Consider the following 16,693-nt stretch of genomic DNA (forward strand, 5'->3'; position numbering starts at 1 on the left):
CTCCTGCACTGACTCCGGCCGTTGAAAGCCTCGAGCAGGAGTTGAGCGTACTGTGGCGCCGTGCCCGGGCGGCTTCCCAGCGGGTGGCCAAGGCAGTGCACCCCAACCTGGAACCGGCGGCTTACGGCCTGCTGGTGCTGCTGCAGCGCCGGGGTCCCCTCCGGCTCACTGACCTGGCCGCCGAGATCGGCGTCGGTAAGCCCTCACTGAGCCGGCAGATTGTCATGTTGGAGAGCCTGGGACTGGTGCAGAAACAGCCCGATCCTGAGGACAGGCGCGCCCAGGCCATAAGCCTCACTGAGCTCGGCCGGGAGCAGGTGCTGCGGACCCAGCGGGCACGGGAAGAGCACTTCCGTTCGCGGCTGGCCTCCTGGGACGATGCAGAAGTCCTGGCGCTGAGCGTGCTGCTGCACAAACTCAATGCCACCGAGCTACCCGGCCCGGAGCAGTAAGGAACACGAAGTAAGACGAGAGATTTCGGGCAGACGAAAGACCCCGCCGGCTTTCCGTGGCGGGGTCTTTCTGTAGGTCTATAAGGCGGGAAGCGGAAGCTTCCCGGGGGTTGTTACGGCGTGCGGGCCAGATCCCGAGCCAGTTCCTCCGGAAATTCGCGGGCAAACTCCCGGGAAAATTCCGTCGGTACGGTATCGGGGATGGTTACGCCTTCGGCGCTGGCCACACGGTCGCTGACCTCGCGAAGCATCAGGGACAAAGGCACGTCAAGAGCACTGCAGATCGAAGAAAGGAGTTCAGAAGAAGCTTCCTTCTGTCCCCGCTCAACTTCGCTCAGGTATCCAAGGGAAACCCGGGCACTGTGTGAGACCTCACGCAGGGTACGGCCTTGGCGCTGGCGTACGTCGCGGAGTACATCACCAATTTCGTGGCGTAGAACTACCATCTTGCGCTCCTTAGGCTCCCGGTGTGCATCTTCCGCCAACCCTACATCCCGCCAGCGAATAACGCCGTTCACGGATACGGGTTGCTTCACCATGTGTATCGTCCTGCTCCCTTATCGGTCCCTCCGCGGCTAATACCGTGGATTGTCTAAGATCGTAAACTGGAAACCTTGGCGGTTCCTGATACTAGTAACTGACACGCATTCCGATTTGTTCCCGCCGACGTGCATCTTCCTGCCGGGACGGCCTCGGCCTTAGGGCAACGGTTCGATTTCGCCGGCCAGAAGCTCCAGCGCCGCCGTGCAGGCCTGCTGCCGGATGGAGGCGCGGTCGCCGTCGAACCGGAACCCTTCCGCCCTGGCACCGGAGGCGGTGGCGATTCCAATGAACACAGTACCCACCGGCTTACCATCATGCGATTCCGGACCGGCCACTCCGGTGGTGGAAACCCCAATATCCGCATTCAGCAGCCGCCGGACGCCGCTCGCCATCTGCTCGGCGACTACGGGGTCCACGGATCCGGCTTCCCGGAGCAGTTCCTCGCCGACCCCGAGAACCTGCGTCTTAATCTCGTTCTGGTACGCAACAATGCTGCCCTGCAGCACGGCGGACGCCCCGGGCACGGTGGCCAGTTCTGCGGACACCATGCCAGCGGTCAGTGACTCTGCGGCCGCGACTCGCAGTCCGCGCCCGGCGGCAGCGGCGATAACGGCCTGGGACCGGCTGTTCATGCCGCGCGGCCACTTCCGCCGCGGGCACCCGCACGCAGGCGGATGGCCTGCAGGACATAGTCGACGCCGGTCACCACGGTGACGACGACGGCGGCGGCCATCACGGTGGCGCTGATCCACCAGGCCCAGTCCCCCAGCCAGGAGGTCAGCGGCAGCAGGAACAGGAAGATGGCCAGGGTCTGGATGACGGTCTTGAGCTTTCCGCCGCGCGAGGCAGCCATCACGCCGTAGCGGATCACCACGAACCGCATCACGGTGATGCCGATTTCGCGGACGAGGATGAGGATGGTGACCCACCACCACAGTTCCCCGAGGACCGAGAGCATAACGAGGGCGGAGCCGATCAGCAGCTTGTCCGCGATGGGATCGGCGATCTTCCCGAAGTCGGTGATCAGTCCGCGGCTGCGGGCCAGGTCGCCGTCGAGCTTGTCCGTGTAGATTGCGACGGCGAAAGTCGCCACCGCAAGCCATCGGAAGAGCCCGTCGCGTCCGTCGTCCGCAATCAGGAACCAGACAAACAGCGGCACCATCAGGATGCGGATGACGGTCAGGACGTTGGCTATGTTCAGCGTCGGAACTCGTTCGGCTGGGGAATTACTCACGGTTCCAGACTAGCCGGATTCGCCGTGCCTGAGATTCACGTCTCCTCCAGATTCATCGGCCCGTGAGATTCCAGGCGTCCTCAGATCCATCCTCATCGCCGCCGGGCCCGTCCGAACCGTCGTAATACTCCGTTGCCTGCGGCCGCGAGTCCAGGTCCTGGGCCACGAGGTCCACCGGACCATCGGCGTCGAACCCCTGGTTGACGTTGGCGTTGTCAGCCAGCGCGGCTGTCGCGGCCGCGTCGGCACCGGACAGTGGTTCGCCGCCCTGGATGGCCGCCAGGGTGGCTGCCAGATCATCCGGCTTGACCAGCACGTCGCGGGCCTTTGAGCCTTCGGACGGGCCGACCACTCCGCGGGATTCGAGCAGGTCCATCAGGCGTCCGGCCTTGGCGAAGCCGACCCGGAGCTTGCGCTGGAGCATCGAGGTGGAGCCGAACTGTGTGGTGACCACCAGTTCGGTGGCCTGCAGCAGGACATCGAGGTCGTCTCCGATGTCATCGTCGATCTGCTTCTTCGGCGCGGTGACGGCCACGTCCTCGCGGTAAACGGCCTGCAGCTGGGTCTTGACGTGTTCCACCACGCGGTGGATTTCGGACTCGGTCACCCAGGCGCCCTGGACACGGATGGGCTTGTTCGAGCCCATGGGCAGGAACAGCGCGTCACCCTGGCCGAGGAGCTTTTCCGCACCCGGCTGGTCAAGGACCACGCGGGAGTCGGTCACCGAGGAGGTGGCGAAGGCCATGCGGGAGGGGACGTTGGCCTTGATCAGGCCGGTGACGACGTCGACGGAGGGACGCTGGGTGGCAAGCACCAGGTGGATACCGGCGGCACGGGCGAGCTGGGTGATGCGCACGATCGAGTCTTCGACGTCGCGCGGGGCGACCATCATCAGGTCGGCGAGCTCGTCCACAATCACCAGCAGGTAGGGGTAGGCGCGGATGACGCGCTTGGAACCCGCCGGGGGCACCACCTTGCCGTTGCGGACGGCCTTGTTGAAGTCGTCGATGTGCTTGAAGCCGAAGTTCGCCAGGTCGTCATACCGGGTGTCCATTTCCCGCACCACCCACTGCAGCGCTTCGGCGGCCTTCTTCGGGTTGGTGATGATCGGGGTGATCAGGTGCGGCACGCCTTCATACGCGGTCAGTTCCACGCGCTTCGGGTCGACCATCACCATGCGGACCTCGTCCGGCGTCGAACGCATCAGGATGGAGGTGATCATCGAGTTCACGAAGGAAGATTTACCGGCACCGGTGGCACCTGCCACCAGCAGGTGCGGCATCTTCGCGAGGTTGGCGACGACGAAGCCGCCTTCGACGTCCTTGCCCACACCCATCACCATGGGGTGCTCGGTCTTGCGCGCGGCGTTGGAGCGCAGCACGTCGCCCAGGGCCACGACTTCCTTGTCCGCGTTCGGGATTTCGATGCCGATGGCTGACTTGCCCGGGATCGGCGAGAGGATGCGCACGTCCGAGCTGGCGACGGCGTAGGAGATGTTCTTGGACAGCGCGGTGACGCGCTCCACCTTGGTGCCCTCACCGAGCTCGATCTCGTAACGCGTCACCGTCGGACCGCGGGAGAACCCGGTGACCTTCGCGTCCACGTTGAACTGCTCGAGGGTGTGGGTCAGGGCTGCCACCACGGTGTCGTTCGCTTCAGACCGTTCCTTGGCGGGCGGGCCGGAGGGTAGGAAGTCCGACGGCGGCAGCGTGTAGGTCACGTCGCCGGAGAGCTGCAGCTGTTCGGTGCGCTGCGGGATGGGGGTCGCCGGCGGGGTGTGGGCCACGGGGTTCGAGGGCACCGGGGGAACCGGCGGAGCGGCCACCAGCGAGGCTGCTGCCTCCGGCACCATGGAAATGGCTTCGGTTGGCGGCTCAGCGTCTTCCAGGCCCTGGTCGCGGCGCAGCTTCTGCGTGGCCAGTTCGGACTTGGTGGGACGGCGCACGCCCGGCGGGACTGCGGGTTCGGCCAAGGCCGCTTCCTGCCGCTCTTCCTCGTCGCGCAGCAGGGCCGCCTCGAAGGCCTCATCGCCGGCGTAGCCGTCAGGGTGCTCAGCGTCGGCTTCCTTGCGTCCCCGGCCCAGGCGCGGGGACTTCTTAGGCTTGTTCTGTTTTGCGGGCTTATCGGCGTAGAGGTAGCTCTGGTCGTGGGCATCGGGATCGTCGTCGGCGAGATCCTGCCCCATCAGGTGCTCATAGAGTGCGCGCAGGCGCAGCGGGATGTGCCGGAAGGGCGTGGCCGTGACGATCAGGATGGAGATGAAGACCAGCAGCGACAGCAGGATGATGACCGGCCACTTGGTGAGCGCGGCGGACAGTGGGCCGGCTACGAGGAAACCGACAATACCGCCGGAGACCCAGAGCTGGTCGAAGCCGTCGGATAGGGCCGGGGAGCCACCGATCAGGTGGGTGATACCCGCGCCCGAGCAGAGCATCAGGGTCAGGCCGATGCTGATCCGGCCGTTGGCGCGGTGCCGTTCGGGGTAGCGGAAGAGGCGGACTGAAGCAGTCAGCAGCATAAACGGCAGGACAACCGCCATCCAGCCGAAGGTTCCGGCGGCGCCGGCGTGGATGATGTCGGCAACCGGTCCGCGCAGCGCCCACCATTCAACGGTGGCGACCATCAGTGCGGTGAGGATCAGGAAAAAGCCGGTGCCGTCACGGCGGATCTCGCGGTCCGGAACAACGTCGGTACCCAGTTTGCGTACCCCTGCGCCCACGATCCGGGCGACTCCCATCCAGGCGCCCTGCACGGCCCGCAGGGGCAGGGGAAGCGTCTCTTCGGGCTGGGCCTTGGACTGCCGGCCGGTGGACTTCCCCCGCGGGGGCGTTTTCCCCCCGGAGCTGCCGCCGGCGTTGCGGGCAGTTGTCCGGCTTGGGGAACTGCCGCGCGCGGCAGGGGAAGTACGAGTCGCCATACCTGCCACGCTACCGGATCGGGGTCCAAAGACCCCGAATATACGCGCCAATTGACGCTGTTCCTCCCCGGCCGGTGTGCCGGCCGGGGAGGATGCGGCCGCGGTGTCCTAGGCTTCCAGGACCACCGGTACGATCATCGGCCGGCGGCGCAGCCGGCGGTTGACCCAGGTGCCTACCACGCGGCGGACAACCTGCTGGAGCTGATAGGCGGTGTGGTCCCGGTTGGACATCACTGCCTCTTCCAGGGCCTTGCTGATCTTCGGCTTGATCTCATCGAAGACGGTGTCGTCTTCGGCAAATCCGCGGGCGTGGATCTCGGGGCCGGAGACGATGGTTCCGGTGTTGCGGTTCACCACGGTGATGACGGAGATGAAGCCTTCTTCGCCCAGGATGCGGCGATCCTTGAGATCGGTGTCGGTGATCTCGCCGACGCTGGATCCGTCGACATAAACGAGTCCGCATTCGATGCTGCCGACAACGCGGGCCTTGCCGTTGACCAGGTCAACCACCGTGCCGTCGTCGGCGAGGATGATGTTCTCTTCCGGAACCCCCGTCTGTGCGGCCAGCTTGCCATTGGCGATCAGGTGACGGGTTTCGCCGTGCACGGGCATGGCATTCTTCGGCTTCAGGATGTTGTACGTGTACAGCAGTTCCCCGGCCGAGGCGTGTCCGGAGACGTGGATCTTGGCCGTACCCTTGTGCACCACATCCGCACCGAGCTTCATCAGCCCGTTGATGACTCGGTAAACGGCATTTTCGTTGCCCGGGATCAGGGAGGAAGCCAGGATGACGGTGTCTCCGCGGCCAACGCTGATCCGGTGATCGCCGTTGGCCATGCGGGACAGCGCAGCCATGGGCTCGCCCTGCGAACCGGTGGACATCAGGACCAGCTTGTGGTCCGGGATGTTGTCCACGTTCTTCAGGTCAACAAGGATTCCCTGCGGAACATTCAGGTAGCCGAGCTTGTCGGCAATGGCCATGTTCCGGACCATGGACCGGCCCACGAAGCAGACCTTGCGGTTGTGCGCGGCGGCGGCGTCGAGCACCTGCTGGACGCGGTGGATGTGCGAGGAGAAGGAGGCAACGATGATGCGCTTCTTGACCTTGCCGAAAAGCTCCTCCAGCACCGGCCCAATGTTGCGCTCCGGCGAGGTGAAGCCGGGAACGTCCGCATTGGTGGAGTCCGCCATGTAGAGATCCACGCCCTCTTCGCCCAGCCGGGCGAACGCACGCAGGTCGGTGATGCGGCCGTCCAGGGGCAGCTGGTCCATCTTGAAGTCACCGGTGTGCAGGACGTTGCCAGCCCGGGTGCGGATGAAGACGGCCAGGGCGTCAGGGATGGAGTGGTTCACGGCCACGAACTCGCACTCGAACGGGCCGAACTGCTCGACCTGTCCTTCCTTGACGGTGAGCGTGAAGGGCTTGATCCTGTGCTCCTGCAGCTTCGCTTCGATCAGCGCCAGGGTCAGCTGGGAGCCGATCAGCGGGATGTCCTTCTTCAGGCGCAGCAGGTAGGGAACTGCGCCAATGTGGTCCTCGTGGCCATGCGTCAGCACCACGCCCACGACGTCGTCCAGCCGGTCCTCGATGTAGGAAAAGTCCGGGAGGATCAGGTCAACGCCGGGCTGGGTCTCTTCGGGGAAGAGCACACCACAGTCCACGATGAGCAGTTTGCCGTCGATCTCGAAGACGGCCATGTTCCGGCCGATCTCTCCGAGCCCTCCAAGGGCAACGATTCGCAGCGTGCCCTTCGCGAGGCGGGGAGGGGTTTTCAGTGCGGTATCCGCAGTTTCAATCATGTTGTATTACGCCTTGTCCTGGGAAAAGTCCCATCCTGCTTCGGCCAGGTCCGCCAGGACAGCTTCCATTTCAAGGGCGTCGGGAGCCACCAGCGGCAGCCGTACAGCGGCGTTGGGGATCACTCCCTGCATCTTGAGGATCTGCTTGGCGGAAATGGCACCTGGTATGTGTGTCATTACTGCGCGCACTACAGGATCCAGGTCGAAGTGGATCCTGCGCGCCTTGTCGAAATCTCCTGCTGCGGCTGCGTCTACCAGTGCGCGGAACTGCGCGGTGGCGACGTGGGCACTGACGCTGACGACGCCGGCTGCTCCGGCCACCATCCACGGCAGCGTCAGTCCGTCGTCGCCGGCGTAGACGTCCAGGGTCGTGTTGGCCAGGACCCGGGTGACGGCGGCGAAGTCGGCCTTGGCATCCTTGAGCGCCAGGACCCTGGGGTTTTCGGCGAGACGGAACATCGTCTCGGTGCTGATCGGGATCCCGGCGCGGCCAGGGATGTCATAGATCATGATGGGCAGGTCGCTGGCCTCGGAAATCGCGTCGAAGTGCGCCAGGACGCCGGCCTGCGTCGGCTTGTTGTAGTACGGGGTGACGACCAGCTGCCCGTCGGCACCGGCGCGTTCTGCCCGCTTGGCCATCGCGACGGAGTGGGAGGTGTGGTTCGTGCCGGTTCCGGCAATAACCTTCGCCCGGCCGCCTACGGTCTCGGCGACGACGCGGAACAGATCCTCTTTTTCGCTGTCCTCAAGCGTCGATGTTTCGCCTGTGGTTCCGGAGATGACCAGACCGTCGCAGCCGTCTTCAACCAGCTTGTTGGCCAGGAATGCGGTGGCTTCGAAGTCCACCTCGCCGTCGGCGGTAAACGGGGTGACCATCGCCGTCACCAGGGTGCCAAACGGACGGGAATGAATATCAGAGTCTGCCATGGGTAAAACGTTACCTGTTGCACCTGCGATTGGGACAACGGAGACGCGTACCGCGCCGGAGTGCCAAGGGTGCTGTGAGACGATTCAGGAATGAGCAGAACACGGCTGACGGGCATTGATGCTGCCCGTGGTGTGGCTCTGCTGGGGATGATGTCCACTCACATCTTTCCGCTGTATGACCCTCAGACGGGAGCCCCTTCCCTGGTCGGGCTGGTTTTCTCCGGCCGTGCGTCGGCGTTGTTCGCCGTGGTGGCGGGCATCGGAATCGCGCTGCTGACCGGCGGAGCAGACCCGGGTGCAGCGCGCTCCCCCGGACGGAACCGGCGCGGAATTGCGGCCCGGGCCGGAGTCATCGCCCTGATCGGGCTGCTGCTGGGCGGGTTGGAAACCTCGATCGCCATCATCCTGTTCCACTACGCAGTCCTGTTCCTGATGGTGCTTCCGTTTACGAACATGCGCCTGCCCAGGCTCGCGGTCTGGGCAGGGATTTGGGTGTGCCTCTCCCCCGTCCTTGCCTACCTTGTCCGTCCTTGGATCTACGCCAACCTGAATCCGCCCGGAATCGACGGCAACATCACCTGGGAGCATTTCCTGGAACCGGCTTCCCTGCTGGCCGATGTCCTCTTCACGGGCGTCTATCCGACAGTGCAGTGGATGAGCTACCTGCTCATCGGCATGGTGATAGGCCGGCTGCAGCTCTCTCACCTTGGCGTGCAGGTTGGCCTGGTCTGTGCCGGAATCTTCGCTGCCCTCGGCTCGAAGTTCCTGAGCTGGTACCTGCTCATCGATGCCGGCGGGTTCGCCGAGCTGCTGCAGACGGAGTCCGGGCAGACCTGGCCAATCGGCCGAATGCTGGAAGTGAACCTCACCGGCGTGGACCAGTCCGGTTCATGGTGGTGGCTTGCGGTCAGTGCACCACACTCCGGCACCACCTTTGACCTGCTGCACACCTCCGGGACGGCTGCCGCCGTCATCGGCACCTGCCTGCTGCTCACCCGGGCCCGGCCAAACCTGCTGCTGCCCCTCTCGGCCGCCGGGGCCATGACGCTGACGCTTTACAGCGTCCACATCTGGGTGATGGCCCTGATGGATGTCCAGGAGCCGGCGCTGGACCCGAGTTGGGTGTTCTGGCCGCAGGCCGTGGCGGCGGTGCTGATCGGCATGGCGTTCATCCGTCTCGGTTCCCGCGGACCGCTGGAGACCATTACCTCGGGCGTCTCCAGACTGGCGCGGGACGGCACCCTGGCGGAGAACCGCCGGTAAGGACACGGGCCCGGTGTCCGCACGGCTCTGGCAGCCCTGCCGCCAGGGGCTACGGGATCATCCGTGAGCAGGGGCAGGGGCAGGCGCAGTGTCCCCAGTGGTGGGCGTCCGGCGGACAAAGAAACCGGCAGCAATGGCGAGCAGGCTGATGAGTGCCCCGGCCAGGAACGCTGTCTGCACTCCGGCGGCCGTCGCAACAAGTCCGCTGGCGCCTTCCGCCAGCCGCTTCGCGGCTCCGGTGGACAGCAGGGTCACGAACAGTGCTGTGCCTGCACCTCCCATGACCTGCTGCACGGTGTTGAGGATGGCGCTGCCGTGCGAGTAGAGCCTGGGCTCCAGCGATCCGAGCGCGGATGAGAACAGCGGGGTAAAGGTCATCGCGAGCCCGATGCTGAGGACAACGTGGACGATGGGGATCATGTACACGGGTGTGTCAGCATCCAGCACCGTCGCCATAATCCACAGGGACCCGCTGACCAGCACGGAACCGGCAACCAGAAGCGCGGTGGGCCCGGCCTTGTCATAGATGCGGCCCACGAACGGGGACAGGATGCCCATGATGACGCCGCCTGGCAGCAGCATCAGGCCGGTGGTGAGGGTGTCGAGGCCAAGCACGGACTGCATGTAGATCGGCAGCACAATGAGGCTGCCGAACAGCGCGATGCTCGAGACAGCGATCATCGCGATCGAGATGGTGAAGTTCCTGCTGCGGAAGGTGCGCAGGTCCAGCAGCGGTGCTGAGACTCGGGCGAGCCTGACCTGACGGAGGATGAACAGCACCAGCGCAGCAACTCCGACGGCGAACGGCAGCAGCGGCGGGACCGGGGGCGGTCCGTTCGAGGCGCTTTCCCCGATAGCGGCGAGCCCGTAGAGCAGGCCGCCGAAAGCGAAGGCCGAGAGGATCACCGAGAGGACATCGAGGGGCACCCTGCGGGGCTCGGTCACGTTCTGGATCTTCGCTGCGCCGAGGATCAGCGCGGCGATCGCGATCGGCAGCACCAGAATGAACATAAACCGCCAGCTCAGGGCGCTGAGGATGATTCCGGAGAGGGTGGGTCCGATTGCCGGCGCCACGGAAATGACGATTGAAATGTTGCCCATGGTGCGGCCGCGGGCCGCGGGTGCCACCAGGGTCATCGCCGTCGTCATCAGCAGCGGCAGCATAATCGCCGTGCCGCTGGCCTGCACCACACGGGCGATCAACAGCACGGCAAAGCCGGGCGCGACGGCGCCAAGCAGGGTTCCGGCGCTGAAGAGCGTCATGGCCAGCAGGAAGATCTGGCGGGTATGGAAACGCTGCAGCAGGAACCCGGTGACCGGGATGATGACGGCCATGGTGAGCAGGAACCCGGTGGTGAGCCATTGGGCACTGGCCGCACTGATGTCCAGGTCGATCCTCAGCGTGGGCAGTGCAACGCTCATGATCGTCTCATTGAGGATTACGACGAACGCCGAGACGATCAGGATGCCGATGACCAGCCGGTTGCGGGCCGTGTGCGGATCCGTGTGGGTGGCGGCGGGCGGGGTCGGAGCGGACGATGAAGCGGGGCCTGCGGCCGTGTTTGTCAACAGATTCCTAGGGTCGCAATGAAAATGGGTGGCTCGGGAGCTCAGGGGGTGAAGAGTTTGCCCGCCTGGCGCATTGACGAGCGGGCGCGCTTGCGGTCGCCGGCGGCGGCGTAGGCGCAGGAAAGCCGGAACCAGGCCCGCCATTCTTCCGGGGCGGCCTCGACTTCGGCCTGGTAGACCGGGAACTGGGCGTCAGCGGCCTCGCGCACGATCCGTCCGCCCGGAGTCCGCGGCAGGTCGTCGACGGGCAGTCCACCTTCGTCGGCCAGGATGTTGGCCATTTTTTCGGTCTGCACACCGAACAGCAGTTCGCGGATCAGGGCCCACACCCCGACTGCCGGGAGCACGAAGTATGCCAGGCCCATGGCCTTGGCGGTGATCCCGTCGGAAGTCAGCAGCAGCCAGCCGCGCTGGGCGACCACCACCAGGTAGAAGGCCAGCAGCACGGTGACCAGCAGGACACCGATCTTGGCGCGGTTGCGGAAGAGGCCGGAGAAGAAGGTGGACAACTGAGGTTTTCCTTAAGCGTTCAGGTTGAGGTAACCGTCAAGGCCGACGGTCAGGCCCGGATGCGCGGCGACCTGCCGCAGTCCGAGCAGCACGCCGGGCATAAAGGAGGCCCGGTCGTAGGAATCATGGCGGATGGTGAGCTGTTCGCCTTCCCCGCCGAGCAGGACTTCCTGGTGGGCAACCAGTCCGCGCAGGCGGACGGAGTGCACCTTGATGCCCTCGACGTCGGCTCCGCGGGCGCCGGGAAGTTCCTTGACGGTGGCATCGGGAGAGGTATCCATCCCTGCTTCGGCGCGGGACCGGGCCATCAGCTCCGCGGTGCGGACCGCGGTGCCGGAGGGGGCGTCAACCTTGTCCGGGTGGTGCAGCTCCACTACTTCAACCGATTCGAAGTACGGGGCTGCCTTGGCTGCGAAGGCCGAGGCCAGCACGGATCCGAGGGCGAAGTTCGGAGCGATGAGGACACCGGTTTCCGGATGAGCCGCGAGCAGCTCCTCCAGGCGTTCCAGCCGGCCGGCGTCCCAGCCGGTGGTTCCCACGACGGCATGCATCCCGTGTTCGATGGCGAACCGGACGTTAGCTTCGGTGCTGTCCGGGACGGTCAAGTCCACCACGTACTGCGCGCCGGCCGAAACCAGGGTGTCCAGCGGATCCTGGCGGCCAAGGGCGGCAACCAGTTCCAGGTCCGGAGCCGCTTCCACGGCTTTGACGGCTTCTGATCCCATGCGCCCGGTGGCTCCGAGCACCGCGACGGCCAGTTTTTTGCTCATGGGTCCAGATTACCGGTCATGCCGGGGCGTCACTGACACCCACCCATTCCACGGATCCGTCGCCGAAAACCTGTTCCTTCCAGATGGGCACCTGCGCCTTGACCGTGTCCACGAGGTCCGAGCAGGCAGCGAACGCGGTGCCGCGGTGCGCCGAGGCGACGGCGGCGACCAGCGCTGCGTCACCGATCTGAAGCGGTCCGGTGCGGTGGCCCACCCAGATACGGACGCCGTCGTGCCGGGCGGCGACCTGGGCCGCGACGTCGGCGATCACGGCACCGGCCGTGGGGTGGGCGCTGTAACCGAGCGAGGCGACGTCCTTGCCGCCGTCGTGGTTCCGGACGATGCCGCTGAAACTCACCACTGCTCCGGCCTGCGGCGTCCACACCGCCGTGGTAGCGGTATCGGAGACCAGGACGGCGGTGCCAACAGTGGCGGAGACGACTTCGCTAGTGCTCATTTTTGCCTTCCAGCAGGCCGCAGACGTGCCCGACGAGTGGTTCCAGGACAGCGAGCCCGTCCGCGACGGCGGAGGGAGAGCCCGGGAGATTGACGAGGAAGGTCCGGCCCGCGGTTCCGGCGTAGCCGCGGCTCAGCGCAGCCATGGGCGTTTTGGCCAGGCCAGCTGCGCGAAGGGCTTCCATGATCCCGGGCACCTGGCGCTGAAGCAGCGGCAGGGTCTGCTCCGGGGTGACATCGGTGGGGCTGATCCCCGTGCCGCCGCTGGTGATGATGACCGATGGTTCCAGCGCCAGCATGCGCGCCAGTGCCTGTCCCACCTGATCGCCGTCGGGCACGACTTCCGCCAGGACGACGTCGTAGCCCAGGGCGTAGAACCAGTCCTGCAGCAGCGGCCCGGCCTGGTCCTCGTACGTGCCTGCCGCGGCGCGGGTGGAGGCCACCAGGATTGCCGCCGTGCGGCGGACCGGTGCGGCCGGCCCGGCGCTCACAGGGCCCAGTCTCCGCTTTTGCCGCCGGATTTGGCCAGCACCATGATGTCCGAGATCACGGCGTGCTTGTCCACGGCTTTGATCATGTCGTAGAGCGTCAGCGCGGTCACGGACACGGCCGTCAGCGCTTCCATTTCGACGCCGGTCAATGCCTTGGTCTTGACCGTCACCCGCATAACGACGGTGTCCTGCCGGGGCTCGAAATCCACCGTGACCTTGGTCAGCGGCAGCGGGTGGCAGAGCGGGATGAGGTTCGAGGTCTGTTTGGCGGCCATGATGCCTGCCACACGCGAGACGGCGAACGCGTCGCCCTTGGGCAGCCCGCCCTCGGAAAGCAGCCGAACGACGTCGGCGGTGGTGTTCAGGACGGCCTGGGCAGTGGCTTCGCGGGAAGTCTCGGTCTTGGCGGAAACGTCGACCATGTGGGCCGTACCGTCGGCGCGGACGTGGGTAAGCGACGGTGCTGGCTGCTCTTCTCCGGCCATCGGTGCTTCCTTTCGGTGATGCTCTATCAATGTCAGCGGGGCTGATTTAGCGGGCTATTCCAACAGCCATACTGTCACCTCCGACCCGTCCGCCACCGCTTCGATGCCTTCGGGCAGCTGGACCAGGGCGTTGGACGAAGCCAGGGCGTGGATCAGATGGGAACCCGGCCCACCGACCAGCTCCACTATTCCGTCCGCGTAGCGGCCCCTGCGGACCTGGTGCTTGCCCGGCGGACTGGCTGCGTCCCCACTGAGCCGGGCATGGACTTGCCGGCGCGGCACGGGCAGCCCGGTCAGGACGCTGAGCGCGGGACGGAGGAACATTTCAAAGGAGACCAGGCAGCTCACCGGGTTGCCCGGAAAAGCAAGGAACGGAACGCCGTTGACGCCGCCGATTCCCTGGGGGCCGCCAGGCTGCATGGCCACGGGAAGGAAGCGGACTCCGGCACTGCTTAGTGCCTGCCGGACCACCTCGTAGGCGCCTTTGCTGATGCCGCCGGAGGTCAGGACCAGATCCACGGGATGGCGGCCAAGGTCTTCCTGGAGCTGCGCCAGGAATAGTTCCGGCTGATCGGCAATGATGCGCGAGTTGATGACTTCGGCACCCGCTTCGCGCAGGCTCACGGCCAGCAGCGTGGTGTTGGCGTCGTGGATCTGCCCGGGAGCCAGCGGCCTTCCCGGCTCCACCACTTCATCCCCCGTGCTGAGCAGCAGGACCCGGAAGCGGGCCCGCACCGTTACGGACGCTATCCCCAGGCCGGCCAGGAGCCCGAGCTGGGGGGCCCCGAGCCGGGTGCCCGCTGCCAGCGCAACCGCGCCTTGGGCGATGTCGCTGCCAGTCGGGCGGACGAACTGACCGGCGTGCACTCCGCCGGGGAGCTTCACGATCGCCCCGTCCAGTTCCGTGTCCGGGTAGAAGGAGTCCGGGACCGCCCGTTCAATGGGCACGACGGCGTCCGCCCCGGCAGGCAGCATGGCGCCGGTCATGATCGGGGCGGCGGTTGCCGGAGCCAGTGCGGGAGCGGCTGTCCCGGCTGGGATCGGGGCTGCGACCGGAAGCAGGACGCCGGCCGGATCCGAGGCTCCTGCGGGCTCCGGCGCGGACGCCAGGTCAGCGGCACGGACCGCATAGCCATCCATCTGGGAGTTGGCGAACGGCGGCAGACTGTGTGGTGCCTTGACGTCGCCGGCCAGGATCCGGCCGGCGGCCTGCGCCAGATCCAGGGTCTCGGTACGGGCCGGGACCTGGCCCAGCCAGCCGGCCAGGAGCTGCTGTACCTCGTCCTGGTGTTCCGCCACCGCCCGGGCGCGGGTGCCTGTGCTGCTCACGTTCCTCCTCGGCCAGGTGCGCGGCCGCGCACTGAGTCGAATTCTATGCAGGTTGCGGACTTTTCGTCCCGGTGGCAGCTGCGCAGGTCCGCGGCCCCTACTCCCGCAGGCGCCCGCGCAGCCGGTCCAGCTCGGCCTCCGTCAGGCCTCCGGACCGCAGGTACCCGGCCGCGTCGCCGTGGTTTTCGCGGACCCAGGTGAGCGCTGCTGTGATGGCTTCTGCCGGTGAACGGGTAACCAGGGTGATAATCCCATCGCTGAGCGGAACACCCATCCCGGCGATCATGCCCAGCATGCGGTCCGCCCACTCGCCGGCGAGGTTACTTTCGCTCTGCTCGTAGTCGGCCACAACGGCGTCGGGTTCCACACCAGCAGCTTCAAGGATCAGCGCGATGGCCACCCCGGTGCGGTCCTTGCCCGCGGTGCAGTGCAGCAGGGCGGCCGAGCCGCCCTCCGCTGCGGCCACACTCCGCGCCGTTTCCGCGAACACCGTGCTCCCACCCTGCAGCATCCCGGTGTAGAGCTGGCCGAGGGTGGGAAGCTGCGCGAGGGCGGCCTGCACCGTACGCGCCGCCGCCTCCGGATCGCCGGAGAGGTTGGCCCGCTGCATCTCTTCCTGGGCGACGCCCGTGAACGCGCCTTCGAAGAGCGGCAGCTCAAGGGTCCTGAACGGACGGCTGACCGGAAGCCTGTCAGGAGCCATCTGCACTTCAGCCGGGGTGCGGAAATCGACAATGACGCTGATGCCGGACCCGGCCAGGGTTTCCAGTCCGTGCGGAGTCAGTGAGCTGATCGCATCGGAGCGGTACAGGACTCCGGCGGCGCTTTCGCCACCGCCCACCAGCGGCAGTCCGCCGACGTCCCGGAAATTGACTGTGCCTTCAAGAGCCGTAATCTTCACAGGGCGACCCTAGCCCATCCCCAGCCGCATCCTCGACAGAGACAGCCCGGCAAGCCGCGGTGAGGCCCTCACCCTGCATTGACCCGGATCGAGTGCAGCCCGGTGGCGCCGTCGGGAACAACAGGCCGCTCGGCTTGATCCTGCTGGACCCCGTTGGCGTCAGTGGCCCGCACCGTAAGCGTGTGCTCCCCCGCTGGTAGTTCCAGCTGAATCGAAAACTGCCGCCAGGTGTCCGCCGAGATTCCGGCGGCCAGCGTGGCGTCCTGCCAGCCGCCGTCGTCAGCTTTCACCTGGACACCGCTGATTCCGGTGTGCTGCGCCCACGCCACCCCGGCAACTGTTAGCTGCCCGGCGGGGACCGATGCGTTCCGGGTCGGGGTGTCGATACGGGAGGAGAGTTTGATCGGCCCGCGTTCGGACCAGCCGCGGCTGGTCCAGTACGCTGTCTCATCCGCGAACCGGGAGACTTTCAGCTCGGTGAGCCATTTGGTGGCAGAGACATAACCGTAGAGTCCAGGGACAACCATGCGGACCGGGAAACCGTGCTCGGGCGGCAGCGGCTCGCCGTTCATGCCGACGGCGAGCAGTGCGTCGCGGGCGTCGGTGAGTGCTTCCAGCGGAGTGGTGGCCGTCCACCCGTCCTCGCTCGTGGACAGGACCGTATCAGCGCCGTCCAGCACGCCAGCTTGGGCCAGCAGATTACGCACCGGCCAGCCCAGCCACCTCGCATTGCCGATCAGGGATCCGCCAACCTCATTGGAGACGCAGGCCAGGGTCACCCAGCTTTCCTGCAACGGCTTGGCCAGCAGGTCCGCGTAGCTGATCTCCACTTCCTTCTCCACCATGCCGCTCACCCGCAGCCGCCAGTTCCGCGGATCCACCAGCGGCACCCGCAGGGCGGTATCGATCCGGTAAAAGTCGGGGTTTGGGGTCACCAGCGGGTCCAACCCGGGGATTTTCAGTTCCGCACCGGCCGGGATCGGCAGGGCAGGCTGCACCGCTGCCGGCAGCTGCACGTCCGCCCGCAGGTCCTCGACCGCCACCTG

At 66.2% G+C, this 16,693-nt stretch carries 17 protein-coding genes; 2 read left to right on the top strand and 15 right to left on the bottom strand.

Features of this window, described 5'->3' with window-relative positions; genetic code table 11:
• Nucleotides 1-452: MarR family transcriptional regulator (locus RTN46_RS12170; RefSeq protein ID WP_312181713.1), on the top strand; the 452-nt coding region annotated here is incomplete at its 5' end.
• Nucleotides 453-565: 113 nt separating this feature from the next.
• Here the strand turns inward: RTN46_RS12170 and RTN46_RS12175 are convergent.
• The 6 genes from RTN46_RS12175 to dapA form a co-directional block, all read right to left on the bottom strand.
• Nucleotides 566-991, bottom strand: coding sequence for a helix-turn-helix domain-containing protein (locus RTN46_RS12175; protein WP_312181715.1), 426 nt, complete (start codon nucleotides 989-991; stop codon nucleotides 566-568).
• A gap of 159 nt (nucleotides 992-1,150) precedes the next feature.
• On the bottom strand, nucleotides 1,151-1,627 hold the full coding sequence (locus RTN46_RS12180; protein ID WP_312181716.1) for a nicotinamide-nucleotide amidohydrolase family protein: 477 nt from the start codon (nucleotides 1,625-1,627) through the stop codon (nucleotides 1,151-1,153).
• Entirely contained in the window at nucleotides 1,624-2,229 is a 606-nt protein-coding gene (gene pgsA / locus RTN46_RS12185) for a CDP-diacylglycerol--glycerol-3-phosphate 3-phosphatidyltransferase (protein WP_312181718.1), read from the bottom strand. The genes RTN46_RS12180 and pgsA overlap by 4 nt, the downstream gene beginning before the upstream one ends.
• Nucleotides 2,230-2,281: 52 nt before the next feature.
• Nucleotides 2,282-5,146: a DNA translocase FtsK gene (locus tag RTN46_RS12190; protein WP_312181720.1), complete on the bottom strand. Its 2,865-nt coding sequence runs from the start codon at nucleotides 5,144-5,146 to the stop codon at nucleotides 2,282-2,284.
• Nucleotides 5,147-5,254: 108 nt separating this feature from the next.
• On the bottom strand, nucleotides 5,255-6,946 hold the full coding sequence (locus tag RTN46_RS12195) for a ribonuclease J (RefSeq protein WP_312181722.1): 1,692 nt from the start codon (nucleotides 6,944-6,946) through the stop codon (nucleotides 5,255-5,257).
• 6 nt (nucleotides 6,947-6,952) lie between these two features.
• Nucleotides 6,953-7,873, bottom strand: coding sequence for a 4-hydroxy-tetrahydrodipicolinate synthase (gene dapA, locus RTN46_RS12200; RefSeq protein ID WP_312181723.1), 921 nt, complete (start codon nucleotides 7,871-7,873; stop codon nucleotides 6,953-6,955).
• 90 nt (nucleotides 7,874-7,963) lie between these two features.
• Here dapA and RTN46_RS12205 point away from each other — a divergent pair, with 90 nt between their 5' ends.
• Nucleotides 7,964-9,136: a heparan-alpha-glucosaminide N-acetyltransferase domain-containing protein gene (locus RTN46_RS12205; RefSeq protein ID WP_312181725.1), complete on the top strand. Its 1,173-nt coding sequence runs from the start codon at nucleotides 7,964-7,966 to the stop codon at nucleotides 9,134-9,136.
• 57 nt (nucleotides 9,137-9,193) lie between these two features.
• Here RTN46_RS12205 and RTN46_RS12210 read toward each other — a convergent pair whose 3' ends face one another.
• The 9 genes from RTN46_RS12210 to RTN46_RS12250 form a co-directional block, all read right to left on the bottom strand.
• The gene (locus tag RTN46_RS12210) at nucleotides 9,194-10,705 is read right to left on the bottom strand and encodes an MDR family MFS transporter (RefSeq protein WP_312181727.1); all 1,512 of its coding nucleotides are present in this window, start codon (nucleotides 10,703-10,705) and stop codon (nucleotides 9,194-9,196) included.
• Between the two features lie 41 nt (nucleotides 10,706-10,746).
• A complete protein-coding gene (locus RTN46_RS12215) occupies nucleotides 10,747-11,214 on the bottom strand; it encodes a hypothetical protein (RefSeq protein WP_312181728.1) in 468 nt (155 codons plus the stop codon).
• A gap of 12 nt (nucleotides 11,215-11,226) precedes the next feature.
• Nucleotides 11,227-11,985 (bottom strand): 4-hydroxy-tetrahydrodipicolinate reductase, encoded by a 759-nt coding sequence (dapB, locus tag RTN46_RS12220; protein ID WP_312181730.1) that lies wholly within the window; start codon nucleotides 11,983-11,985, stop codon nucleotides 11,227-11,229.
• 16 nt (nucleotides 11,986-12,001) lie between these two features.
• Nucleotides 12,002-12,442 (bottom strand): molybdenum cofactor biosynthesis protein MoaE, encoded by a 441-nt coding sequence (locus RTN46_RS12225; protein ID WP_312181732.1) that lies wholly within the window; start codon nucleotides 12,440-12,442, stop codon nucleotides 12,002-12,004.
• On the bottom strand, nucleotides 12,432-12,932 hold the full coding sequence (locus RTN46_RS12230; RefSeq protein WP_312181733.1) for a MogA/MoaB family molybdenum cofactor biosynthesis protein: 501 nt from the start codon (nucleotides 12,930-12,932) through the stop codon (nucleotides 12,432-12,434). The genes RTN46_RS12225 and RTN46_RS12230 overlap by 11 nt, the downstream gene beginning before the upstream one ends.
• Nucleotides 12,929-13,417, bottom strand: coding sequence for a cyclic pyranopterin monophosphate synthase MoaC (moaC, locus tag RTN46_RS12235; protein ID WP_312181735.1), 489 nt, complete (start codon nucleotides 13,415-13,417; stop codon nucleotides 12,929-12,931). Before moaC ends, RTN46_RS12230 begins: the two co-directional genes overlap by 4 nt.
• A 54-nt stretch (nucleotides 13,418-13,471) precedes the next feature.
• Nucleotides 13,472-14,746, bottom strand: coding sequence for a gephyrin-like molybdotransferase Glp (glp, locus tag RTN46_RS12240; RefSeq protein ID WP_312181736.1), 1,275 nt, complete (start codon nucleotides 14,744-14,746; stop codon nucleotides 13,472-13,474).
• Nucleotides 14,747-14,843: 97 nt separating this feature from the next.
• On the bottom strand, nucleotides 14,844-15,647 hold the full coding sequence (locus RTN46_RS12245) for a tyrosine-protein phosphatase (RefSeq protein ID WP_312181738.1): 804 nt from the start codon (nucleotides 15,645-15,647) through the stop codon (nucleotides 14,844-14,846).
• Between the two features lie 68 nt (nucleotides 15,648-15,715).
• Nucleotides 15,716-16,693 (bottom strand): molybdopterin-dependent oxidoreductase (locus RTN46_RS12250; protein ID WP_312181739.1); only part of this gene is annotated, 978 nt, incomplete at its 5' end.

Source organism: Arthrobacter sp. (assembly GCF_031988865.1).
In the GTDB taxonomy this organism is placed as follows: domain Bacteria; phylum Actinomycetota; class Actinomycetes; order Actinomycetales; family Micrococcaceae; genus Arthrobacter_B.

Excerpts from the sequence above, each read along its gene's own strand:
- RTN46_RS12175 (WP_312181715.1), bottom strand. The coding sequence starts at position 991 with ATGGTGAAGCAACCCGTATCCGTGAACGGCGTTATTCGCTGGCGGGAT.
- RTN46_RS12180 (WP_312181716.1), bottom strand. The coding sequence starts at position 1,627 with ATGAACAGCCGGTCCCAGGCCGTTATCGCCGCTGCCGCCGGGCGCGGA.
- RTN46_RS12190 (WP_312181720.1), bottom strand. The coding sequence starts at position 5,146 with ATGGCGACTCGTACTTCCCCTGCCGCGCGCGGCAGTTCCCCAAGCCGG.
- RTN46_RS12195 (WP_312181722.1), bottom strand. The coding sequence starts at position 6,946 with ATGATTGAAACTGCGGATACCGCACTGAAAACCCCTCCCCGCCTCGCG.
- dapA (WP_312181723.1), bottom strand. The coding sequence starts at position 7,873 with ATGGCAGACTCTGATATTCATTCCCGTCCGTTTGGCACCCTGGTGACG.
- RTN46_RS12205 (WP_312181725.1), top strand. The coding sequence starts at position 7,964 with ATGAGCAGAACACGGCTGACGGGCATTGATGCTGCCCGTGGTGTGGCT.
- dapB (WP_312181730.1), bottom strand. The coding sequence starts at position 11,985 with ATGAGCAAAAAACTGGCCGTCGCGGTGCTCGGAGCCACCGGGCGCATG.
- RTN46_RS12225 (WP_312181732.1), bottom strand. The coding sequence starts at position 12,442 with ATGAGCACTAGCGAAGTCGTCTCCGCCACTGTTGGCACCGCCGTCCTG.
- moaC (WP_312181735.1), bottom strand. The coding sequence starts at position 13,417 with ATGGCCGGAGAAGAGCAGCCAGCACCGTCGCTTACCCACGTCCGCGCC.